The sequence below is a fragment of the Blautia sp. MSK18_10 genome (assembly GCF_020553185.1).
Classification (GTDB): domain Bacteria; phylum Bacillota; class Clostridia; order Lachnospirales; family Lachnospiraceae; genus Blautia_A; species Blautia_A wexlerae.
This window is the reverse complement of the sequence record NZ_JAJCGT010000001.1, coordinates 230,736-254,312: the sequence shown is the minus strand read 5'-3', so window position 1 is coordinate 254,312 and position 23,577 is coordinate 230,736. Positions and strand designations below refer to the sequence as shown.

Genomic DNA, 23,577 nt, shown 5'->3' with positions numbered 1-23,577 from the left:
AAAAGGTAATTCATAAATTTTTATAGATTTTCACGAAAGAGAGGTAACGAGACATGACATTTTATCAGGAATTACAATTGAGTTCGACCGGCTCCAAACAGCTGATCAGAAGCACCACAGACCCAAAAGAGAAAAGACGGCACATTTTAATCTATAATTTTAAAGTGTATCTGGTTATGGCTTTTTGCGTAGCAGTGGTGAGCATGTACAGTAAGCTTACAGGGAGCAGCAACAGTGTAGTTGGTGTTACTGTTCTGTTGGCAGTGCTTGTGCTGCGGCAGGCAGATTTCGGGATCAGGACAACACATGGACTGCTTTCCATTGCAGGGATCTTCGGTATTCTTATGGCAGGACCCCGTCTGGCAAATATAGTGCCTCCGTTAGCCGCGTTTGCAGTGAATGCTGTGTGTATTTTACTGCTGATGATACTGGGCTGTCATAATGTGATCATGTACAATCATTCGACCTTTGTTCTGGGCTATTTGCTGCTTCTGGGCTATGATGTGACAGGAAAGGAATACACCTTCCGTGTGATCGGCTTGTTGGTGGGAATGGTGATCTGTATGATCGTCTTCTATAAGAACCAGAGAAACAGAGCCTATCGAAGAACCTTCCTGGATTTGTTCCGGGAATTTGATCTTAAGTCAGCAAGAAGCAGATGGTATGTGAAACTGACACTGATTGTATCCAGCGCAATGCTGTTTATGAATCTTCTGGGACTTCCCAGAGCAATGTGGGCAGGAATCGCCTGTATGTCCGTATGTCTGCCTTTTACAGAGGACTGTATCCCAAGGTCTGTGAGCAGAGGAATGTTTAATGTTGTGGGCTGTCTGCTGTTTATTGTGCTGTATCTGGTACTTCCTAAATCCATGTATCCGTACATTGGAATGATCGGAGGAATCGGAGTTGGATATTCAGCAGGATATCCGTGGCAGACTGCATTTAATACATTTGGAGCGTTGTCTATTGCAGCAGGGATCTTCGGAATGCCGGCAGCAATAGCACTTCGTATAGGTGCCAATGTTCTGGGAGCAGCTTATACGGTAATCTGCAATAAAGTAACAGATAAAGTAGCAGAGTATATAGGCACAAATAAATGTGCAGAAAATCTTTCCTGACTGAAACTGCGGAGCGGTTATAAGCAAGTAAAAAAGAGGATGATTTTATCCGTCTGATATGTGTTCTGGGAATAGAGTGAATATTAACGTACAATGACAGAGGGAGAGAGAAAGAATATGAAACAGGATACCCTGGAAGGCAGGGCGAAAACGAAAAATGGTGTAAAACGATTATGCTTTTCCGCAGTATGTATTTTGCTGGAAGCAGCTTTTATCATTGCGATGATCACAAAGCTGAATCAATATGCGGAGATTATCAATCTGATGACAAGGCTTCTTGCAGGTGTACTGGTTCTTAAGCTGTATGCGTCAGACCAGACTTCATCTATGAAAATGCCCTGGGTTATTTTGATCCTTGTATTCCCTATCTTGGGAGTGGGATTGTACTTACTGATTGGTCTCAATGGCGGTACCCGTAAAATGCGGGAGCGTTATGACCAGATCGACAGGGAACTTCTGCCGTTGCTTCCCAATGACAGTGAGTGCAGGGAAACGCTTGGCAGGAAAATCCCGAAGGCAGGCAATATTTCTGATTATATACAGAAAAATGCCTCCTATCCGGTCTATCAGAATACAGATGTTATTTATTATGATGAGGCAGTCAAAGGGCTGGAGGCTCAGCTGGCAGATCTGGCAAAGGCAGAGAAATTCATTTTTATGGAATATCATGCCATTGAGGATGCACAGGCCTGGCATAAAATCCAGAGAGTTCTGGAAGACCGCGTAAAGGCAGGCGTAGAAGTCAGAGTATTTTATGACGACATGGGTTCCATTGGGTTTATCAATACAGACTTCATTAAGAAAATGGAAAATGTGGGAATCCATTGCAGAGTGTTCAACCCTTTTACTCCGGGTCTGAATGTGTTCCTGAATAACAGAGATCACCGCAAGATCACAGTGATCGATGGAAAAGTGGGATTTACCGGCGGTTACAACCTTGCCAACGAATATTTTAATTTCACACATCCTTATGGACAGTGGAAGGATACAGGTATCCGTCTGGAGGGGGAGGCAGTCCGTTCCCTAACAGTAACATTCCTGGAGATGTGGAATGCTGTCAGTGATAAGGATAAAAATGACAGTGATTTTACCGGATTTCTGGTTCAGACAGATTATCAGGCAAAGCAGACAGGCTTTATCCAGCCTTATGCGGACAGTCCTATGGACCATGAACAGGTAGGCGAAGAGGTGTATATCAGTATGGTGAACAAAGCGGAAAAATATTGCTGGTTTATGACTCCGTACCTGATCATCACAGATGAAATGAGCCATGCGCTGTGTCTGGCTGCCAAGCGCGGGGTAGACGTGAGAATCATCACACCTGGTATTCCGGATAAAAAGATGATCTACAATATCACACGATCCTTTTACCATGGACTGGTGAAGCATGGAGTGCGTATCTATGAATGGACACCTGGTTTCTGTCATGCAAAGATAAGTGTGGCAGATGACTGTATGGCAACCTGCGGAACCATAAATCTGGATTACAGAAGTCTGTATCATCATTTTGAAAACGGCTGCTTTATGGCAGACTGCCAGGCAGTTCTGGATATCCGAAATGATCTTGCAGCAACAATGGATGAATGCCGTGAAGTCACAGAACAGTACAGTACCGGACGCAGCGCATATCTGCGATTGGGACAGCTGTTTATGAGGTTATTTGCGGGATTATTATAACACTTGGAAAAAAGCAGAATATCGTGTACAATGGAATGGGGAACAGCAAAACTATTATAAATATGGGAGGAATTTTAACTATGGATCTTTCAACCTTAGTAAAAATGTCAAATACTTATGGAAGCAACCCTGCCTATGTTCTTGCAGGCGGTGGCAATACTTCTGTAAAAGATGACACCACATTGTATGTAAAAGGCTCCGGTACACAGCTTGCCACAATCAAGGCAGAGGAATTTGTGGAAATGAGCAGAGCACGTTTGAATGAGATCATGAAAACAGATTATCCGGAAGACGATGTCAAACGTGAATCGCTGTATCTTGCAGATGTTATGGCTGCAGTAACAGATGCTGACAAAACAAAACGTCCAAGTGTAGAAGCACTGCTTCATAACTTATTTGCCTATACTTATGTACTGCATGTTCATCCTACACTTGTCAATGGACTGACCTGCGGAAAAGGCGCAAAGGAACTCAGCGAACAGCTCCTTGGAAAAGATGTACTCTGGATCGATATCTGCAAACCCGGATATACGCTTGCACGTATCTGCTATGAGAAAATGAATGCTTATAAAGAAGAATACGGAAAAGATGTTCAGGTTCTTCTGCTCCAGAATCATGGAATTTTCGTTGCAGCAAATACTGTAGAGGAAATTGGAGCATTATTTGACGGCGTGATCAGTAAATTAGAGAAACAGGTAAAGAGAACTGCTGATGTCAGTGATGCTGTTACATCTGAAAAAGAACAGGCAGCAGAGAAGCTTTCCCGGTTACTGGGACATGCAGTAGAAGTTGTACCTGTAGCAGAAGCTGATAACTTCGTAAAAGATAAGGCAGCGGCTGCACCGCTTCTGAAGCCGTTTACACCGGATCACATTGTATATTGCGGACCATATCCGTTATTTGTAGAGGATATTGACCAGGCAAAAGCTGCGCTGGATGCATTTATGGCAGAGAATGACAAAGAGCCAAGACTGATCCTGGTACAGGGAGTTGGCGCCTTTATCATGGAAGATGATAAGGGAAAAGCTGCAAAAGCACAGCTTCTTGTAAAAGATGCCATTAAGCTTGCAGTATATGCAGAAAGCTTTGGTGGCCCGCTTCACATGACAGATGATATTACATACTTTATCACGCATTGGGAAGCAGAAGCATATCGCAGTAAGAAATAATATAATAAGGGCTGTCGTTTTTTGACAGCCCTTATTATATTGGTTTAAACACTATATTTTTAAAGGAAAAGGTTTATTTTCAGCAAATCTTATTTCTCTTCTTTTTTCTCTTTGGCTTTCCCGGATTCAGGAATATTTCCCTCACCATAGTAAGCTTTCAGATAGATTTCCTTCAGCTCAGACATTAATGGATATCTCGGGTTGGCACCGGTACACTGGTCATTAAATGCCTGTTCGGTCATTTCGTCAAGAGTTTCGAGGAAGTACTTCTCGTCTACGCCGTATTCTTTGATCGTATGTTTGATCTCAATAGTATCCATCAGTTCCTGCAGTTTCTGGAGAAGCTTCTCAAATACTTCGCTGTCGTTCTTGCCTGTCAGACCTACAGAACGGCCAATCTCAGCGTAACGTGCAAGTGTGTGCGGATACTGATACTGTGGGAAGGTACCCATCTTAGCTGGAACTTCGGCTGCATTATAGCGCAGAACATGAAGCAGAACCAGAGCATTTGCAATACCATGTGGAAGGTGATGGAAAGCTCCCAGCTTATGAGCAAGAGAGTGGTTTACGCCAAGGAAAGCATTTGCGAAAGCCATACCAGCCATGCAGGAAGCATTTGCCATATGCTGTCTTGCTTCTACATCGGAACCATCTTTGTATGCACGTGGCAGATAGTTAAATACCAGTTTGATTGCATTTAATGCAAGACCATCTGTATAATCAGATGCCATCATGGAAACATAGGCTTCAAGTGCATGAGTCATAACGTCGATACCGGAAGCACAGGTCAGTCCCTTAGGTGCGCTCATCATATTATCTGTATCAACAATAGCCATGTCAGGCATTAATTCATAATCAGCCAGAGGCCATTTGATACCTGTAGTCTTATCAGTAATGATAGCAAAAGGTGTTACCTCGGAACCTGTACCGGAAGATGTTGGAACAGCTATAAAGTAAGCTTTCTTACCCATATGCGGGAATGTGAAGATTCTCTTACGGATATCCATAAAGTCCATAGCCATATCATCAAAGTTGGCGTCCGGATTTTCATAGAGAACCCACATGATCTTGCCGGCATCCATTGCGGAACCACCACCCATTGCGATAATGCAGTCAGGCTCGAACATTCTCATTGCAGCAGCACCGGCTCTTGCAGAAGCGAGAGATGGATCTGGCTCTACATCGTAGAAGCAGGTATGTACGATTCCCATCTGATCTAATTTATCTTCGATCTTTTTAGTATATCCATTCTTATAAAGGAAAGAGTCTGTTACGATAAAGCAGCGTTTCTTGTGCATAACAGTGCCAAGTTCATCCAGAGCAACCGGCAGGCAGCCTTTTTTGAAATAAACTTTTTCCGGTGTTCTAATCCAGAGCATATTTTCTCTCCTTTCAGCAACGGTCTTGATGTTGATAAGATGTTTCACACCTACGTTCTCAGATACGGAGTTGCCACCCCAGGAACCGCAGCCCAGAGTCAGGGACGGAACAAGTTTGAAGTTGTAAAGGTCGCCGATGCCGCCCTGAGAAGATGGAGTATTGATGAGGATACGGCAGGTCTTCATAGCTGCTGCATGTTTTTCCATCTTTTCCTTCTCTCTTGTGTCAATGTAGAGAGCGGAGGTATGTCCATAACCGCCGTCAGCTACAAGCTGTTCAGCTTTGGCAATCGCTTCGTCAAAAGTTTTGGCCTTGTACATGGCAAGTACAGGGGAAAGCTTCTCATGTGCGAATTCTTCGCTGATGTCTACAGATTCAACTTCACCGATCAGAATCTTTGTCTCAGGAGGAACTGCAACACCGGCCATCTCAGCGATAGTGGCAGCCTTCTGGCCTACGATCTTTGCATTCAATGCGCCATTGATAAGGATAGTTTTTCTTACTTTCTCTAATTCATCCGGTTTCAGGAAGTAACATCCTCTGTAAAGGAATTCTTCTTTTACTTTCTTATAAATGCTCTCAAGAACAGTTACAGACTGTTCGGAAGCACAGATCATACCATTGTCAAAGGTCTTGGAATGGATGATGGAGTTAACTGCCAGACGGATATCTGCACTGTCATCAATGATAACAGGAGTATTTCCGGGACCTACACCTAAAGCAGGTTTTCCGGAAGAATAGGCAGCCTTAACCATTCCGGGACCACCTGTGGCAAGGATGATGTCTGCTTCACGCATAACCTGATTTGTCAGATCAAGACTTGGAACATCGATCCATCCGATGATTCCCTCCGGTGCACCGGCTTCTACAGCTGCCTCCAGAACAACCTTTGCTGCCTCAATGGTACATTTCTTTGCACGGGGATGCGGACTGATGATGATTGCATTACGTGTTTTCAGTGCGATCAGAGTTTTGAAGATTGCAGTAGATGTTGGGTTGGTTGTAGGAATAACAGCAGCAATCAGACCGATCGGTTCAGCGATTTTCTTAATACCGTAAGCAGTATCTTCTTCAATCACACCGCAGGTTCTGGTATTCTTATATGCGTTGTATACATATTCGGCTGCGTAATGGTTCTTGATAACCTTATCTTCTACAATACCCATTCCTGTTTCTTCAACAGCATTTTTAGCAAGCGGGATACGTGCTTTGTCAGCAGCAGTAGCGGCAGCTTTAAAAATCTTATCTACCTGCTCCTGGGTAAATGTTGCGAAAATCTTCTGTGCCTCTTTCATGGCTGCAATCTTTGCAGTAAGGGCTTCAGGGGTGTCGATGATGGTTGGGATAGTGTTCTCTTTTTTTGCCATTTGGGAATCCTCCTGTTTGTGTTTTCGTTAAAAGTATTTACCGTGACCTGTTATGTTTTTATTATATAAATAAACGGATTATTCGGTCAACAGTAACATTGATATGAGCATAACGAAATATTATGGTGAAAATTGTGCATAATCACGTAAATAATGTGAATAAAATATCAATTGTCAGAATATATGAGAAAAATTTAACAATATATGTTCTGTTGGCAACTGAGAGAAAGTTAAAAAAATAACGTTAATAAATTAACAACCTCGATGATGCTATTATATGACTTTGTTAATCATTTGTCAATTACATAGCATATGAAAAAGTTAACAAATACTAACTAGGAATTTCGTGAAAATATAACAATATAATTTGTAGAAGGATTTATGTTTTTCCATATGTTTGCAGGAGATTAAGAGTTACTGTGAACGGAGTGAACAGTAATGATTAAGAAAAATTAAGCCCCGCAAAATCTGCGGGGCTTAATTTTTCTTAAATTTCTATTTGTTTCAGGCTTTTCTGAAAGCGGCTCTCTTACGTTCTCTGGAATCCAGCAGTCTCTTACGGATACGGAGAGACTCCGGTGTAACCTCAAGGAGTTCATCCTGGTCGATGAAATCGATGGCCTGTTCCAGACTGAGAACTCTTGGTGGAGTTAATTTCAGTGCATCATCAGCGGAAGAAGAACGTGTGTTAGTCAGATGTTTTGTCTTGCATACGTTCAGCTCGATATCTTCGGCTTTACCATTCTGTCCGATAACCATACCGCTGTAAACCTTTGCACCAGGTCCGATAAACAGAGTACCACGCTCCTGGGCTGCGAACAGACCATAAGTAACAGCTTCACCAGCCTCGAAAGCGATCAGAGATCCCTGTTTTCTGTACTGGAAATCTCCCTTGTAAGGAGCATATCCGTCAAACATAGTATTGATGATGCCGGTACCCTTGGTGGAAGTAAGAAACTCACCGCGGAATCCGATCAGTCCACGGGAAGGAATGTGGAATTCCAGACGGACAGTACCGTCACTGGCAGTACTCATACCCTGCAGCTCACCTTTACGTTCGCTCAGCTTCTGGATTACAGTACCGGAAAATTCTTCCGGAACATCTACATAAGCGATTTCCATAGGTTCAAGTTTCTTTCCGCGCTCGTCTGTTTTGTACAGAACCTCCGGTTTACTTACTGCGAATTCATAACCTTCACGTCTCATGTTCTCGATCAGGACAGACAGATGAAGTTCTCCACGTCCGGAAACCTTAAAGGCTTCTGTTGTTTCAGTATCTTCTACACGAAGGCTGACATCTGTATTCAGCTCACGGTAGAGACGGTCACGAAGATGACGGGATGTGATGTATTTACCTTCCTGTCCTGCCAGCGGACTGTCATTTACGATGAAGTTCATGGCAATGGTAGGCTCGGAAATCTTCTGGAAAGGAATTGCCTCCGGGTTTTCTCCGCCGCAGAGAGTATCACCGATATGGATGTCTGCGATACCGGAAATAGCAACGATGGAACCAATAGTAGCTTCCTTTACTTCAACCTTATTCAGACCGTCAAACTCATAGAGCTTGCTGATTTTAACTTTCTTACGTTTGTCCAGATCATGATGGTTTAACAGAGTCAGTTCCTGGTTAACAGCGATTGTACCATTCTCAACTTTACCTACACCGATACGTCCCACATATTCGTTGTAGTCAATGGTGCTGATCAGAACCTGAGTATCTGCATCAGGATCTCCCTCCGGAGCAGGGATATATTTCAGAATAGCGTCAAACAGAGGAGCCATATCCTTAGGAGTATCGTTTAAGTCAATCACAGCATGTCCTGCTTTTGCAGAAGCATACAGGAACGGGCAGTCAAGCTGCTCGTCAGAAGCACCAAGATCCATAAGAAGTTCCAGAACTTCATCTACAACTTCGTCAGGACGAGCTTCCGGACGGTCAATTTTGTTGATACATACGATTACATGGAGATCAAGTTCAAGGGCTTTCTTAAGAACGAATTTAGTCTGAGGCATAGCACCTTCGAAAGCATCAACGAGAAGAATAACACCGTCTACCATTTTAAGTACACGTTCTACTTCGCCGCCGAAATCAGCATGTCCTGGTGTGTCGATGATATTGATCTTTGTATCTTTGTAATGAATAGCTGTATTCTTGGATAAAATAGTGATACCACGCTCACGCTCAATATCATTGGAGTCCATGACACGTTCCTGAACTTCCTGATTTTCGCGGAATACACCGCTCTGTTTCAGAAGCTGGTCAACCAGAGTTGTTTTACCATGGTCAACGTGGGCGATAATGGCTACGTTACGGACATCTTCACGTTTTGTTCTCATAAAATGATTTTCCTTTCCTCTTTAAGCTTTGAATGGGTAACTGTTCGGCACACTGGCGAACAGTCACCGGAATTGTTAATATTCATGTGTTATCAGCAGGATTATTTTGCTGCAAAAGCATTTTTCAAGCACGATATAATCTTGCAGATGAATTTGTTCCTATTATTATGTGTTTTTTTCTTCAATAAGTTACCCGAATTTTCAGTTTACCACATTTTCGCCAGATTACAAGGTGTTAAAATAATTTTTTTTATTTTTGCAGATTCTGGTTCTAAATGAGAATGCCTGTACATAACCTTATAAAGAACAATACAAGGTACAGAGGAGCATATGCGGGATCGCTGAAAAAGCAGAGACGATTTACGGTCTGCACTGCAGGCAGGGATTCTGACACAGGTGCTCTACAGGGAAGGAGAACCACATTATGGCAGATAAAATTATTGAAAACAATCAGGTATCTATGATGGGCAAAATTGCAGCAGGCTTTACATTCAGTCATCAGGTCTTTGGAGAAGGCTTCTATATGACTGAGCTGCTGGTCAAAAGGCTCAGTGATTCGGAAGACAGGATTCCGGTGATGGTTTCTGAACGGCTGGTGGATGTAACGCAGGATTATATCGGAGAATATGTGGAAATCCATGGACAGTTCCGCTCATATAACCGCCATGAGGAGAAGCATAACCGTCTCGTGCTTTCAGTATTCAGCAGAGAACTGAAGTTTGTGGAAGAAGAGGATGAAACAGTTCCGGTAAATCAGATTTTTCTGGACGGATATATCTGTAAGCCTCCGGTGTACCGTAAAACTCCTCTTGGAAGAGAAATTGCGGATGTGCTGCTGGCAGTAAATCGTCCGTATGGAAAATCAGATTACATACCATGCATCTGCTGGGGCAGAAATGCCCGCTATGCATCTGCGTTTGAAGTTGGCGGTCATGTTCTGATCTGGGGACGTATCCAAAGCAGAGAATATATGAAACGGATCGGGGAAAATGAAACAGAGAAGAGAGTTGCGTATGAAGTATCTGTAAGCAAGCTGGAATATATGGAATAATTCCATTGCCGCAGGCAATTTGGAATGAATTTTGGACATGTTACTGTGAACGGAGTGGTTACTGTTCACTGGTGATATCCCGCGAGGTGTTTTTTGTGAGCAAAGGTCACAGAAAACCCGAGACATACCGCGCGAATTTATGCGATTAGCATAAATTGAGTTTGCAAAGCAAACGATACTCCTTGGGCTTTGCGCAAGGAGGTTCATATTTTTTGCATCGCGAAGCGTGTTGCTGAGAACGGAGTGAACAGTAACACGGAGTGAACAGTAACGATTACTGTAAACAGTAACACTTGCAATTCTTCATAAACTGCGGTAATATAAGCGTATTCAGATAACTATGGCAGCCTGCTGTTCCACGAAGCATTCCGGCGTGAATATGCCGGAAGCTCATCGCAGAAGTCGAAAACAGACTGCTGTTTATCATGTCTGTAATGACACAGAGAAGAAGGTACAATTTCAATAACGATAAGAGGAATTGTTTGTTATGGAAAAAGAATTTACAGAGGTTTACTGTGGCGGGGGAAAGGGAAAGACAACTCTGGCGATCGGTCAGTGTCTGAGAGCTTCCGCACAGGGTAAAAGCGTCATTATTATTCAGTTTCTGAAAGGAAGAGAGCGCAGGGAACTGGATTTTCTGGCGGAACTGGATAATCTGGATATTAAGATATTCCGTTTTGAGAAGCATGATGAAGGATATGAGGAGCTGAATGAGCAGGAGAAGGCAGAGGAGAAAACCAATATTCTTAATGCTTTGAATTTTGCGCGCAAAGTGATCGCAACGCAGGAATGCGATTTTCTGCTCCTGGATGAGATTCTTGCACTTCCGGATTACGGGATCACCACTGCAGAGGCAATCGGTGATATCCTGAAGATGAAGGACGAGAGTATGCATATTCTGCTTACGGGACGGACGTTACCGGACAGCCTGCGTAAATATGCAGACAGCATAACTACACTGACAACAGAGATTGTATAAGGTGTATAAAACCTGATTATTGTTTATGAATGGACAGTAATCTGTATGGAAATTACAGAAGAATAAAGGAGGAAGGCAAATGGCAATTTTTAAAGGTGCAGGTGTTGCGATCGTAACCCCTATGTATGAAGATGGCAAGGTTAATTATGATAAACTGGAGGAACTTCTGGAGTATCAGATTGCAAACAGTACAGATGCGATCATTATCTGCGGAACAACAGGAGAATCATCAACGATGACGCATGGAGAGCATCTTAAGACAATTAAGTTTGCAATCGACAAGGTAAACAAACGTGTTCCGGTTATCGCAGGTACAGGTTCCAACTGTACGGAAACTGCAATTATGATGTCAAAGGAGGCTGCTTCTTACGGTGCAGATGCACTTCTTATAGTCACTCCATATTATAATAAGGCGACTCAGAAAGGACTGATCGCTCATTATACAGCTATTGCAGAGGCAGTTCCGGAAACACCGATCATTATGTACAATGTTCCGAGCCGTACAGGTTGTAACATTCAGCCTGCAACAGCAGTAGCTCTGGCTAAAAATGTTAAGAATATTGTTGGTATCAAAGCAGCAAGCGGAGATCTTTCACAGATTGCAACCATGATGTCCATGGCTGATGGCTGCATTGAACTCTACTCCGGAAATGATGATCAGGTACTTCCGATCCTTTCACTTGGCGGACTTGGAGTAATTTCCGTACTTTCTAATGTAGCTCCTAAGGAAACACATGATATGGTTATGAAATTCCTTGAAGGAGATACAAAGGGTGCAGCAGAAATCCAGTTAAAGGCAATCCCGTTAATTCATGCACTGTTCAGTGAAGTAAACCCGATTCCGGTGAAAGCAGCTCTGAATCTGATGGGTAAAGAAGTGGGACCACTTCGTATGCCATTATCCGAGATGGAAGATGCAAACAAGGCAAAACTTGCTGAAGAACTGAAGAATTTCGGAATTAAACTTGCATAAATATAACCGCAGGATTGTTCGGAAAATCAACTTGCCGATATACTGGAATTGAGAGGAATAGACAAATGGTAAAGATTATTATGCATGGCTGTAACGGTCACATGGGTCAGGTAATCTCCGGACTTGTGGAGAAGGATCCGGATGCTGAGATCGTAGCAGGTATCGATGTGGCAGATCAGGGAAAGAACAGCTACCCTGTATATACAAATATGGAAGAATGTCAGGTAGAGGCAGATGCCCTTATCGACTTCTCTTCTGCAAAAGCAACAGATGCACTTCTTGCTTACTGTGAGAAACGCAAACTTCCGGTTGTATTATGTACAACCGGTTTAAGCAAGGAGCAGCTTGCAAAGGTGGAAGAGACATCTAAGAATGTCGCAGTTCTGAAATCTGCAAATATGTCTCTGGGAATCAATACTCTGATGAAACTGCTTCAGGATGCGGCAAAGGTTCTGGCAACAGCAGGATTTGACATGGAGATTGTAGAGAAGCATCACAGACTGAAACTGGATGCACCAAGCGGAACAGCACTTGCACTGGCTGACAGCATTAATGAGGCAATGGATAACCAGTATCATTATATTTATGACCGCAGCCAGAGACGTGAGATGCGAGATGATAAGGAAATCGGTATCTCAGCAGTCCGCGGTGGAACAATCGTAGGAGAACACGAAGTGATCTTCGCAGGTCCGGATGAAGTGATCGAATTTAAGCATACTGCATATTCCAAAGCTGTATTTGGAAAGGGTGCTGTTGAAGCTGCGAAATTCCTTGCAGGCAAACCGGCAGGAAGATATGATATGAGCGATGTTATCAGTGCAAAATAATCAGGAATGCAGTAAAAATTGATAACTGGTAATTTTCAGTATCTTCATAGCAGTGAAATAAAATATATAAAAGGAAAGTGTATCTGATGTTTCAGAACACTTTCCTTTTTTGTAATATTGGCCTGTATGCTACTATAATAATTCTGATCAATGATTATATGCGTAAGTCAGCAATGTTCTGGAATCCTGCCAGCGGGCAGAAGATGAATCTGCACCCAGGACAACAGAAATATAGGTGTTTCCCCTTGCGGAATAAGAAAGTCCGACAAAACAATAGCCTGCTTTGTTGGTATAGCCTGTTTTCATACCCTGAACTCCCGGAACATTGCCGAGCAGGGCGTTGGTGGTGCCGATAGAATAGCTTCTGCCGGTGTTGAGATTAGAGAAAGAATAATAGCCGGTGCTCACCAGTTTGCGGAACATAGGCTTTTTGATCGCATACTGGGCAATTTTTGCCAGGTCAGAAGCTGTTGTGTAATGCTTATACCCTGCATCCAGACCATTTGGGGTTACGAAATGTGTATTCGTGCATCCGATCTCTGCTGCTTTTTTATTCATTAATTTAACAAACTTTGCAGTGGAACCGCTGACGTGTTCGGCAATGGCAACTGCGGTGTCGTTGTGGGAGGGAAGCATCAGGGAATAAAGCAGATCTTTCAGATAAAATATTTCTCCTGCATTTGCATAAAGCTTGCTGGGTTCAATAGATGCTGCGTAAGGGGAGAACTTTACTTTTTCGTTTAATTTACAGTTTTCAAGTGCAAGGATACAGGTCATAATCTTGGTTGTGCTGGCGTTGGCATGAGCAACATTTTCATTTTTGCCATAAATAATCTGACCGGTATCTGCATTCATGAGAAGTGCACAGTCAGAGGAAAGGGAATAATTTAATCCGGTGTGGGTGACAGTACCATTCTGGTTAAAGTAATAGTAAGTTCCCTTGATCTTGTGTTTTCCTGTAACTGCTTTTCCGTCTTTGCCAAAATAGTATTTCTTTCCGGATTTGTCAGTGTACCATCCGGTAACCATGGCACCGTCTTTACCGACATAGTAATAATTTCCTTTATATTTGATAAGAGAATTCTTTATCAGATATCCCTGAGATCTGGTTCCGAAATAATAATTTTTGCCTTTGATCGTATGCCAGCTGCACCAGCGGTGTCCGATTTTGTTAAAATAATAGGTCTTTTTGTCAATTTTCAGAAATACATTTTTGGCGATGGTTTTATCATCATAGCGGTAAATCCAGTAATCGCCGTCTTTTACAAACTTTCCCGATGCTGCGATATCAGGTTTCTGAAGTGTGGATGCATAAATAGTAGAAACACTGCAGGTAAACAGCAGGAAAAGTGCAGCCAGAAATATGAAAACAGAGCTGCGAAGTGAATGGTTCCTTTTTCTTTTCATGATAACCCCCTGTAAATATGAGTTATAGATATTCCGTAAAATACTGCAGTCAATCCATCTCATTAATGAGTGAAATTCTGCTATAGCAATGCGTTAGTGTGCCGACAAATTGATTCTTGAAACAATCTTGCAGGATAAATTTTCTTATTTCAAGGCGGAGGAAGGAGGCGTAGCGGTGGCTACGGCGACCGACGACAATGCGGAAATAAGAAATTTAGACGCAAGATTGTTCGAGAAATCAACTTGTCGGTACACTAGATTGTAGGAGTATATATGTACGGAGTAATCTGTTTTGTGTTATTTAAATCATAGCATGAAAAGTAAATTTTTTCCAGAATAGTATTGAGTTTTTGGTACATATTAAAAACATAATATAAAAACATGAAAAGACGGAGAGGTTCTGCTGCATGGACCGGCAGAATGCTTTCCGGGAACAGGAGATGAATATGGGAATAAAGGTAAAAAAGATTCTGACAGGTACAGCACTTATTATGTCACTATGCATGTTCACAGCATGTGGGAATGCAAATAAAGCAGCTGATGAGGCAGACACAAACGAAGAAAATATGACGGATAATAATGCTGCAAACGATGATAACATGGAAAATAACGCAGGAGAAAACAATACAAATGGAAATAGCACATCAGGAAACAATGCGGCAGATAATAATGTAAATAATGGTGGAACCGTCACAGACAATGGAACTGCCGCAGAGGATGAAGCTGCAGAAAATGAGACAAAACAGAATAGCAATGCAACAGATAACACTGCAGATAATACCAGAATTGATGAAAACAACAACGGTGACGGCACAGTATCCGGTGAACTGGGAAACAGCGTCAAAGATCTGGGCGAAGGGGTAGGTAATGCTGTAGAAGATGTGGGTGATGCTGTTGGCAATGCGGCAGAAGGAAGATAGACATCAGGAATAATTTATGGTATTATCGTGTTAAATCGGTAAAATTTAAATAGTGTACTCCCGAAGTTTTATTGTATTTGTTTTTGCATCTAACTATAGCAATCATTGTAAATAATGCATATTGATTCAGCTCATCAGAGCGTGAAATCCGTTACTGTGAACGTCTTCCTTGTCTTTCGCACTCTGCTGAACTGTTTCAAATGCATTAATTTAAGAGGCTTGCTATAAGTACAAAAAGATTCTGAGAGTACATATAACGGATATGGAGGTATGGATTTTATGAAATTTCGCCCATGTATTGATATACATAATGGAAAAGTAAAGCAGATTGTAGGTGGAAGCCTTACGGACGTACAGGATCAGGCAAGTGAGAATTTTGTATCTGAGCAGGATGCATCTTTCTATGCAGAATTATATAAGAAGGCAGGGATAAAAGGAGGACATGTAATTCTGTTAAATGGTCATGACTCCCCATACTATGAATCAACAAAAGAACAGGCGATTCTTGCATTACATACTTATCCGGGAGGATTACAGATCGGCGGAGGAGTGAACCCGGAAAATGCAGGGGAATATCTTAGTGCAGGTGCCAGTCATGTAATCGTTACATCTTATGTATTTAAAGATGGAAGGATTTCCTGGGAAAATCTGAACAAAATGAAAGAGACTGTGGGAAAAGAGAAGCTGGTTCTTGACCTGAGCTGTCGCAGAAAAGATGGAAAATACTATATTGTGACAGACCGCTGGCAGAAATTTACAGATGTCACTATGACACTGGATATTATGAAAGAACTGGGAAGTTACTGCGATGAGTTTCTGGTCCATGCAGTAGATGTGGAGGGAAAGGCATGCGGAGTTGAAACAGAACTTGCATCTCTGCTGGGGGAGTATAAAGGAAATCCGGTTACTTACGCAGGTGGAGTTGGCTCCATGAAGGATATTGAGGATCTGCGAAAATATGGAAAAGACAGACTGGATGTCACAGTAGGCAGTGCATTGGATCTTTTTGGCGGAAATATTTCATTCTCAGAACTGATTAAACTTTAACTAATTTTTATAGTAATCTCAGGAATCACAGTGAAAATGTACAGAACAATTACAGAATTTTTGCTATTTCCCCATAATGACAAAGGAACTTTAAAGTTATTTCTGAAGTAAACAGAAAAAATGTGAAATTTTAATAAAATAGTGTTAAAATTCAAAAATGTGTGTTATAATAGGTTCATCAAACAGCAAAGGGGATGGAAGCATGAAGTTTATCATCAGCGGAAAAAATATTACAGTTACAGAAGGTCTTAAGACAGCAGTCCAGGACAAGCTCAGTAAACTGGAAAGGTATTTCACTCCTGACACCGAAGTTGTAGTAACTTTAAGTGTTGAAAAAGAAAGACAGAAAATTGAAGTGACAATCCCTGTAAAAGGAAATATCATTCGTTCCGAACAGGTAAGCAATGACATGTATGTATCAATCGATCTGGTAGAGGAAGTCATTGAACGTCAGCTTCGCAAGTACAAAAATAAAATCGTAGACAAACAGCAGGCAGCAGCCAACTTCCAGAAAGCATATCTGGACAAGGACTACGATGAGGATGAAGAAGTTAAGATCATCCGTACCAAGAAATTCGGAATCAAACCAATGTATCCGGAAGATGCATGCGTACAGATGGAACTGCTCGGACATAATTTCTTTGTATTCTACAATGCAGAGACAGAGCAGGTAAATGTAGTTTACAAACGTAAAGGCAATACTTACGGTCTGATCGAACCGGAATTCTAAATCTGCTTATAAGATCAAAAATATGAAACATAGACAGCCATAAAAAAGTTTTCATAAAGAAAAGCTTCCTTACAGAGAGACAAAATGCCCCCTGTAAGGGAGCTTTTTTGTCAGGAAAAATATATACCTTTAGCGCATAAGGAATGCTTTGACGCAGTGGCCTAAATATGTTAAAATATCAAAAGATATTATGAAATTTGTAACTGTTCAGCAGTTAAAAAATTACAAGTTGAAATTCATTCCGGATTGTCTGCGGCAATGGAATATTGACTTGTATATTCTGGTGGAACGTTCTGTTGGAATGGATTGCTGAAGAATAGTTACCGAAATTTTATAAATGAAGAAGTGTAAAAAGAAGGAAGGAGCACAAAAATCATGAGAAAAGCCGGAGTATTAATGCCAGTTTCCGCACTTCCGTCCCGTATTGGTGCCGGAGAACTTGGAGAATCTGCATTCCAATTTATCGAGTTATTAAAGGAGAATCATGTAAAGATATGGCAGATACTGCCACTGAATCCGGTTGGCTATGGTAATTCCCCATACCAGCCATATTCCTCCTGTGCAGGGGATGAGTTGTATATCAGTCTTGATGCGCTTGCAGAGGAAGGTCTGTTAAAGGAACATCCAAAGGAATTTCAGGAGAGAGCTACAAGAGTAGATTATGAGGCTGTCCGCCAGTACAGAGAGCCTTTCTTAAGAACTGCGTTTGATGTTTTTACAGAGAAAAAGGGACAGGAAGAAACAGCATATAAAGAATTTGCTTCACAGGAATGGGTATATGAGTATGGTGTGTTCCGCGCATTAAAGAAAGCAAATAACGGAGAATGCTGGAATGACTGGCCGGAAGAATATAGAACCTGGCCGGAGAACAGACAGAAGTTACCGGCAGAGGTGGAGACAGAGGCACAGTATCAGATGTTTCTTCAGTATATTTTCTACACACAGTGGATGAAGGTGAAGAAGGCTGCAAACGATGCTGGAATCCAGATTATGGGAGATGTTCCTTTCTATGTGGGACAGGATTCTGTAGACGTATGGGGTGGAAAAGATAACTTTCTTCTTGATACAGATGGACGTCCGATCTTCATCGCCGGAGTACCGCCTGATTATTTCAGTGCTACAGGGCAGAGATGGGGAAATCCGATCTATGACTGGGAGCATATGAAGGAACAGGATTACAGATTCTGGGTGGACAGGATCGGCTATAGCAACAAATTGTTTGATATTATAAGGATCGACCATTTCCGGGCATTTGATACATACTGGAAAATTCCGGCAGACTGCCCGACTGCTATTGACGGTGAATGGATCGAGGCACCGGGATATGAGGTCATTGATACACTTCAGAAAGAAATTCCGGGATTAGATCTGGTAGCAGAGGATCTGGGGCTGCTTCGTCCGGAGGTTCTGATGCTGAAAGATCATTATCATCTGAAGGGAATGAAGATTCTGATCTTCTCCATAGAAACAGGTGGAAAATATGCCCGAGATACCTTCCATGATGTGGAAAACATGATTTTTTACACAGGAACTCATGACAATGATACGATCATGCAGTGGTATGGAAATATGAGTGCCGCAGCCAGAAGAAAAATCCGCAGGATGTTAAAGAGGGCGGGAGCATCACAGGGCTCTGTCAAGGATAGATTCCTGCAGTATACCATGCAGAATCAGGCAGAATATGCGATCATTCCGCTGGCAGACATTCTCGGACTCGGAAAAGAGGGACATATCAACACACCGGGAACCATTGGTTCTCCGAACTGGGAGTGGCATTTACCGGATTTTATACAGGCCAAAAAGGAACTGCAGAAATTTGGCAGACTGATCGTGGATACAAAGCGATAAATTTGTTACTGTTCACACACCACTATCCCGCGAGGTGTTTTGGTATGAATATGCCAAAATCCCGAGACATACAAGCCAAAATTCCATTGCCGTAGGCAATCTGGAATGAATTTTGGCTACGTTACTGTGAACGGAGTGAACAGTAACGTAAATTTTGGTGACTCCGTAATTTTCTTGGTTTGTTCATGAAAAATTCATTGTTTTCCATAACGGAAAGTGTTAGAATATACAAGTATTGTGTATTATAGTAAGCGTTTGTAATGTTCGCATGCTGCTGACATGTCTGCTGTGGACGGAGTGAACAGAAATTATTCCGCACAGTAGCAATTGTTATATGGCAGCAATGCTTGTATAAAAAAGAAATAAACAGGAGTAAAACCTAATATGAATATGTTTTCAAAAGTATTCGGGACCCGCAGCCAGCGAGAGGTTAAGCGTATCATGCCTCTGGTTGAGAAAATTGAGAGCCTGCGCCCGGACATGCAGAAGTTAAGCGACGAAGAACTCAGAGGAAAAACAAGAGAATTTAAGAAACGTCTTGAAGAGGGAGAGACACTGGATGATCTGCTTCCTGAGGCATTTGCGGTTGTACGTGAAGCAGGCAAGCGTGTTCTTGGAATGGAACATTTCCGTGTGCAGCTTATCGGTGGTATCATTCTCCATCAGGGACGTATCGCAGAGATGAGAACAGGTGAAGGTAAAACACTTGTCGCCACACTTCCGTCATATTTAAATGCACTGGAAGGCAAAGGTGTGCATGTCGTAACAGTCAACGATTACCTGGCTAAACGAGATGCGGAAGAAATGGGAAAGATCCATGAGTTTCTTGGCCTGACAGTCGGTGTTGTTTTAAATGATATGAAGCAGGATGAGCGTCGTGCTGCATACAACTGTGATGTTACCTATGTTACGAACAACGAACTCGGTTTCGATTATCTGCGTGACAACATGGTCATCTATAAAGAACAGCTGGTACAGAGAGATCTGCACTACTGTATCATCGATGAGGTCGACTCCATTCTCATCGACGAGGCACGTACCCCTCTGATCATTTCCGGACAGAGCGGTAAGTCAACCAAGTTATACGAGGCCTGCGATATCCTTGCTCAGCAGTTAGAGCGCGGTGAAGCCAGCCATGAGATGACCAAGATGGCAGCCATCATGGGTGAAGAAGTTATCGAGACAGGTGACTTCGTTGTAAATGAAAAAGATAAGATCGTAAACCTTACAGAGCAGGGCGTTCATAAGGTTGAGAAATTTTTCCATATTGAAAACCTGGCAGATCCGGAGAATTTGGAGATTCAGCATAATATTACACTTGCACTTCGTGCCCATAACCTGATGCATAAGGATCAGGATTATGTAGTTAAAGATGATGAAATCCTTATTGTTGATGAATTCACCGGACGTATCATGCCGGGACGCCGTTACTCAGATGGTCTTCATCAGGCAATCGAAGCGAAAGAGCATGTTAAGATCAAACGTGAGAGCAAGACTCTGGCAACCATCACTTTCCAGAACTTCTTTAATAAATATGATAAGAAGGGCGGTATGACCGGTACAGCTGTCACAGAGGAGAAAGAATTCCGTGATATCTATGCAATGGACGTTGTAGAAATCCCGACTAACAGACCGGTTATCCGAGTTGACCATGAAGATGCTGTTTATATGACAAAGAAAGAGAAATTCAACGCAGTTGTCAATGCTGTAGTGGAAGCTCATGCGAAACAGCAGCCTGTACTGGTCGGTACCATTACGATTGAAACTTCCGAGCTTCTCAGCCGTATGCTGAAGAGACAGGGAATCAAACATAATGTATTGAATGCCAAGTTCCATGAACTTGAGGCAGAGATTGTTTCACAGGCAGGTCAGGCAGGAGCAGTTACGATCGCCACTAACATGGCTGGTCGTGGTACAGATATCAAGCTGGATGATGTGGCAAGAAATGCAGGTGGTCTGATGATCATCGGTACAGAACGTCATGAGTCCAGACGTATTGATAATCAGCTTCGCGGACGTTCCGGACGTCAGGGAGATCCGGGTGAATCCCGTTTCTATATTTCCCTGGAAGATGACCTGATGCGTCTGTTCGGTTCTGAGAGACTGATGAAGATCTTTACATCTCTTGGTGTTGCAGAGAATGAACAGATTGAGCACAAGATGCTTTCCAATGCAATTGAGAAAGCTCAGGAGAAGATTGAGTTTAACAACTTTGGTATCCGTAAGAATCTTCTTGATTATGACCAGGTAAACAATGAACAGCGTGAGATCATCTACAAAGAACGTCGTCAGGTTCTCGACGGTGAGAATATGCGTGAAGCAATCTATAAGATGATCCAGGATACAGTGGATACTTATGTTGATATGTGTTTCTCTGATGATGTAGATTCTGAAGAGTGGGATCTGAATGAATTTAACGGTGTTCTTACTCCGATCATTCCGATCAGACCGCTTACAGCTGAGAGTGTAAAAGGCAAGAAACGCGATGAGATCAGACATGAACTGAAAGAAGAGGCAGTGAAGCTCTATGAAGAAAAAGAAGCAGAGTTCCCGGAACCGGAGCAGCTTCGTGAATTAGAGCGAGTTGTACTTCTGAAATGCATTGACAGCAAGTGGATGGATCACATTGATGATATGGAAATCCTTCGTCAGGGTATCGGACTTGCTGCTTATGGACAGAGAGATCCGGTTGTTGAATATAAAATGAGTGCATTTGATATGTTCAACGAGATGATCACATCCATTCAGGAAGATACTCTTCGTATGCTGTACCATGTACATGTAGAGCAGAAGATTGAGCGTGAACAGGTAGCTAAAGTTACCGGAACAAACAAGGATGACAGTGCCGGTCCTAAGAAACCGGTTCAGAGAAAAGAAATCAAAGTATATCCGAACGATCCCTGCCCATGTGGAAGCGGTAAGAAATACAAACAGTGCTGTGGACGTAAGAATAAGGTCTGACTCGTTTATCTCAGTTGAGAAGACTCCCATTTCTGTATGTGGTGAGTTCATTACTACAGAGCGGGCAGTAATGATTTTGTAAAAAGAACATTGTGAGCAGATCATGTCTGCTGCAAAATAAAAGGGCTGAATCATGAGGCCCTTTTATCGTGCGCAAAAACACGTTAGCGCGTTGAATTGGCAGATTGTGAATATCTGTCTGAACTGTTCAGTACATCCACAGCTATGTGATTATGATTGATGAACAGTCACATAACAATTCCATAAAGGGGGAAAAACAGTATGAAAAGAGAGTCTTTCGGCTCACGCCTTGGTTTTATCCTGGTGTCAGCAGGATGTGCCATCGGTATTGGAAACGTGTGGAAGTTTCCGTATATCTGCGGGGCATATGGAGGCGCGGCCTTTATCCTGATCTACTTATGTTTTCTGGTTATTCTCGGTATTCCGGTTCTGGTAGCAGAATTTGCGGTAGGACGGGGAAGCCACACAAGTGTTGCGAAATGTTTTGACAAACTGGCACCTGCAGGAAGCTGCTGGAAGCCATTGAAATTTATTGGTATTATTGGATGTTATATGCTGATGATGTTTTACACAACAGTAGGAGGATGGATGATCTACTATTGTGTGAAGAGTCTGCGGGGAGATTTCGTTGGAGCGACTCCGGAAGCAGTAACACAGTCTTTTTCCGATATGCTGGGAAATGCACCGACGATGATGTTATGGATGGTGATCATCTGTCTGATCGGATTTGCAGTCTGTTTCATGGGATTGCAGAATGGTATTGAAAAAATCTCCAAAGTAATGATGAGTGCACTGCTTATCATTATGGTGATCCTTGCGGTTCATTCAGTAATGATGGAAGGCGCGGGAGAAGGAATCAGCTTCTATCTGATTCCTGATTTTCAGAAGATTAAGGAAGCAGGAGTTGGTAATGTAGTATTTGCGGCATTGAGTCAGTCATTCTTTACATTATCCATTGGTATTGGTGCCATGCTGATCTTCGGAAGTTATCTGGACAAATCCAGAAGCCTTACCGGAGAGGCGGTAAGCATCACCGTACTCGATACTTTTGTTGCGCTGACAGCAGGATTTATCATTATTCCGGCATGTTTCTCCTATGGAATCCAGCCGGATGCAGGTCCAAGCCTTATCTTTATCACTCTGCCCAATATTTTTGCAAAGATGAGCGGAGGGGCTTTGTGGGGAAGTCTGTTCTTCCTGTTTCTGACATTTGCTGCGGTTTCAACGATCATTGCTGTATTTGAGAACCTGATCGTGTTTAATATGGAACTGTTTGGCTGGAACCGTAAAAAGAGTGTTGTTGTCTGCGCAGTTCTTGTTGTGATCTTAAGCATTCCATGTGTGCTTGGATTCAATGTACTTTCCGGATTCCAGCCATTCGGAGATGGAAGCAACATCATGGATCTGGAAGACTTTATTGTTTCTAATAACCTTCTTCCTCTTGGAAGTCTTGGTTACCTTCTGTTTTGTACCAGAAAGAACGGATGGGGATGGGACAATTTCATTGCAGAGGTGAATGCCGGTACAGGTATGAAATTCCCGAAATGTCTGAAAAATTATGTTGCCTATGGAATTCCGGCGATTATCATTGTGATCTATCTGAAAGGTTACTATGATAAATTTGCAGGTCTGGGAACAGCAGCACTGGCCGGATGGATGATCGTGGCACTGGTACTGCTGGGATTCGTATTCTACTGTGCGACAGCGAAGAAGAAAGTGAAACAGTAAGCGGAGCGCGAATATCTGCCCGACCTGAGAACAATAA

16 protein-coding genes are annotated in these 23,577 nt (G+C 42.5%); 13 read left to right on the top strand and 3 right to left on the bottom strand.

What is annotated here, in order from left to right; all coding sequences use genetic code 11:
• The first annotated feature begins 53 nt into the window (after positions 1 to 53).
• The 3 genes from LI074_RS01090 to LI074_RS01080 all read left to right on the top strand — a co-directional run bounded on the left by LI074_RS01090 (position 54) and on the right by LI074_RS01080 (position 3,964).
• Positions 54 to 1,118: an FUSC family protein gene (locus LI074_RS01090; protein WP_008706250.1), complete on the top strand. Its 1,065-nt coding sequence runs from the start codon at positions 54 to 56 to the stop codon at positions 1,116 to 1,118.
• A gap of 117 nt (positions 1,119 to 1,235) precedes the next feature.
• Positions 1,236 to 2,795 carry a cardiolipin synthase gene (cls, locus tag LI074_RS01085; RefSeq protein WP_025579271.1) on the top strand — a complete coding sequence of 520 codons (1,560 nt, stop codon included), beginning with the start codon at positions 1,236 to 1,238 and terminating at the stop codon, positions 2,793 to 2,795.
• Between the two features lie 80 nt (positions 2,796 to 2,875).
• Positions 2,876 to 3,964, top strand: coding sequence for a class II aldolase/adducin family protein (locus LI074_RS01080; RefSeq protein ID WP_055053771.1), 1,089 nt, complete (start codon positions 2,876 to 2,878; stop codon positions 3,962 to 3,964).
• Positions 3,965 to 4,053: 89 nt separating this feature from the next.
• Here LI074_RS01080 and adhE read toward each other — a convergent pair whose 3' ends face one another.
• A complete protein-coding gene (gene adhE, locus LI074_RS01075; RefSeq protein WP_173697607.1) occupies positions 4,054 to 6,711 on the bottom strand; it encodes a bifunctional acetaldehyde-CoA/alcohol dehydrogenase in 2,658 nt (885 codons plus the stop codon).
• Between the two features lie 504 nt (positions 6,712 to 7,215).
• Positions 7,216 to 9,048: a translational GTPase TypA gene (typA, locus tag LI074_RS01070; protein WP_055150693.1), complete on the bottom strand. Its 1,833-nt coding sequence runs from the start codon at positions 9,046 to 9,048 to the stop codon at positions 7,216 to 7,218.
• A gap of 424 nt (positions 9,049 to 9,472) precedes the next feature.
• On the opposite strand from typA, the gene LI074_RS01065 reads away from it, so the two are divergent.
• The 4 genes from LI074_RS01065 to dapB all read left to right on the top strand — a co-directional run bounded on the left by LI074_RS01065 (position 9,473) and on the right by dapB (position 12,878).
• Positions 9,473 to 10,099, top strand: a complete 627-nt coding sequence (locus LI074_RS01065; RefSeq protein WP_008706256.1) for a single-stranded DNA-binding protein — start codon at positions 9,473 to 9,475, stop codon at positions 10,097 to 10,099.
• Between the two features lie 487 nt (positions 10,100 to 10,586).
• On the top strand, positions 10,587 to 11,078 hold the full coding sequence (locus LI074_RS01060) for a cob(I)yrinic acid a,c-diamide adenosyltransferase (RefSeq protein ID WP_022381314.1): 492 nt from the start codon (positions 10,587 to 10,589) through the stop codon (positions 11,076 to 11,078).
• Between the two features lie 79 nt (positions 11,079 to 11,157).
• Positions 11,158 to 12,051 (top strand): 4-hydroxy-tetrahydrodipicolinate synthase, encoded by an 894-nt coding sequence (gene dapA, locus LI074_RS01055; RefSeq protein ID WP_008706258.1) that lies wholly within the window; start codon positions 11,158 to 11,160, stop codon positions 12,049 to 12,051.
• A gap of 65 nt (positions 12,052 to 12,116) precedes the next feature.
• Entirely contained in the window at positions 12,117 to 12,878 is a 762-nt protein-coding gene (dapB, locus tag LI074_RS01050; RefSeq protein ID WP_118633489.1) for a 4-hydroxy-tetrahydrodipicolinate reductase, read from the top strand.
• 147 nt (positions 12,879 to 13,025) lie between these two features.
• Here the strand turns inward: dapB and LI074_RS01045 are convergent, their stop codons facing one another.
• A complete protein-coding gene (locus tag LI074_RS01045) occupies positions 13,026 to 14,285 on the bottom strand; it encodes a D-alanyl-D-alanine carboxypeptidase (protein ID WP_118633490.1) in 1,260 nt (419 codons plus the stop codon).
• Between the two features lie 407 nt (positions 14,286 to 14,692).
• On the opposite strand from LI074_RS01045, the gene LI074_RS01040 reads away from it, so the two are divergent.
• The 6 genes from LI074_RS01040 to LI074_RS01015 all read left to right on the top strand — a co-directional run bounded on the left by LI074_RS01040 (position 14,693) and on the right by LI074_RS01015 (position 23,540).
• Entirely contained in the window at positions 14,693 to 15,205 is a 513-nt protein-coding gene (locus LI074_RS01040) for a hypothetical protein (protein ID WP_055060079.1), read from the top strand.
• Positions 15,206 to 15,484: 279 nt separating this feature from the next.
• Positions 15,485 to 16,252 (top strand): phosphoribosylformimino-5-aminoimidazole carboxamide ribotide isomerase, encoded by a 768-nt coding sequence (gene hisA / locus LI074_RS01035; protein ID WP_055150702.1) that lies wholly within the window; start codon positions 15,485 to 15,487, stop codon positions 16,250 to 16,252.
• A gap of 202 nt (positions 16,253 to 16,454) precedes the next feature.
• Entirely contained in the window at positions 16,455 to 16,982 is a 528-nt protein-coding gene (gene hpf / locus LI074_RS01030) for a ribosome hibernation-promoting factor, HPF/YfiA family (RefSeq protein WP_008706266.1), read from the top strand.
• Between the two features lie 375 nt (positions 16,983 to 17,357).
• Positions 17,358 to 18,830 carry a 4-alpha-glucanotransferase gene (gene malQ / locus LI074_RS01025; protein WP_173697606.1) on the top strand — a complete coding sequence of 491 codons (1,473 nt, stop codon included), beginning with the start codon at positions 17,358 to 17,360 and terminating at the stop codon, positions 18,828 to 18,830.
• 384 nt (positions 18,831 to 19,214) lie between these two features.
• Positions 19,215 to 21,791 carry a preprotein translocase subunit SecA gene (gene secA / locus LI074_RS01020; RefSeq protein WP_008706273.1) on the top strand — a complete coding sequence of 859 codons (2,577 nt, stop codon included), beginning with the start codon at positions 19,215 to 19,217 and terminating at the stop codon, positions 21,789 to 21,791.
• 282 nt (positions 21,792 to 22,073) lie between these two features.
• Positions 22,074 to 23,540, top strand: coding sequence for a sodium-dependent transporter (locus tag LI074_RS01015; protein WP_008706275.1), 1,467 nt, complete (start codon positions 22,074 to 22,076; stop codon positions 23,538 to 23,540).
• Positions 23,541 to 23,577: the final 37 nt, after the last annotated feature.

Bases quoted from the DNA above. Each gene is read 5' to 3' on its own strand.
- LI074_RS01040 (WP_055060079.1), top strand. From the start codon at position 14,693: ATGGACCGGCAGAATGCTTTCCGGGAACAGGAGATGAATATGGGAATA.
- hisA (WP_055150702.1), top strand. From the start codon at position 15,485: ATGAAATTTCGCCCATGTATTGATATACATAATGGAAAAGTAAAGCAG.
- LI074_RS01045 (WP_118633490.1), bottom strand. From the start codon at position 14,285: ATGAAAAGAAAAAGGAACCATTCACTTCGCAGCTCTGTTTTCATATTT.
- adhE (WP_173697607.1), bottom strand. From the start codon at position 6,711: ATGGCAAAAAAAGAGAACACTATCCCAACCATCATCGACACCCCTGAA.
- hpf (WP_008706266.1), top strand. From the start codon at position 16,455: ATGAAGTTTATCATCAGCGGAAAAAATATTACAGTTACAGAAGGTCTT.
- cls (WP_025579271.1), top strand. From the start codon at position 1,236: ATGAAACAGGATACCCTGGAAGGCAGGGCGAAAACGAAAAATGGTGTA.
- dapA (WP_008706258.1), top strand. From the start codon at position 11,158: ATGGCAATTTTTAAAGGTGCAGGTGTTGCGATCGTAACCCCTATGTAT.
- malQ (WP_173697606.1), top strand. From the start codon at position 17,358: ATGAGAAAAGCCGGAGTATTAATGCCAGTTTCCGCACTTCCGTCCCGT.
- LI074_RS01065 (WP_008706256.1), top strand. From the start codon at position 9,473: ATGGCAGATAAAATTATTGAAAACAATCAGGTATCTATGATGGGCAAA.
- LI074_RS01080 (WP_055053771.1), top strand. From the start codon at position 2,876: ATGGATCTTTCAACCTTAGTAAAAATGTCAAATACTTATGGAAGCAAC.
- LI074_RS01015 (WP_008706275.1), top strand. From the start codon at position 22,074: ATGAAAAGAGAGTCTTTCGGCTCACGCCTTGGTTTTATCCTGGTGTCA.
- dapB (WP_118633489.1), top strand. From the start codon at position 12,117: ATGGTAAAGATTATTATGCATGGCTGTAACGGTCACATGGGTCAGGTA.
- secA (WP_008706273.1), top strand. From the start codon at position 19,215: ATGAATATGTTTTCAAAAGTATTCGGGACCCGCAGCCAGCGAGAGGTT.
- typA (WP_055150693.1), bottom strand. From the start codon at position 9,048: ATGAGAACAAAACGTGAAGATGTCCGTAACGTAGCCATTATCGCCCAC.
- LI074_RS01090 (WP_008706250.1), top strand. From the start codon at position 54: ATGACATTTTATCAGGAATTACAATTGAGTTCGACCGGCTCCAAACAG.
- LI074_RS01060 (WP_022381314.1), top strand. From the start codon at position 10,587: ATGGAAAAAGAATTTACAGAGGTTTACTGTGGCGGGGGAAAGGGAAAG.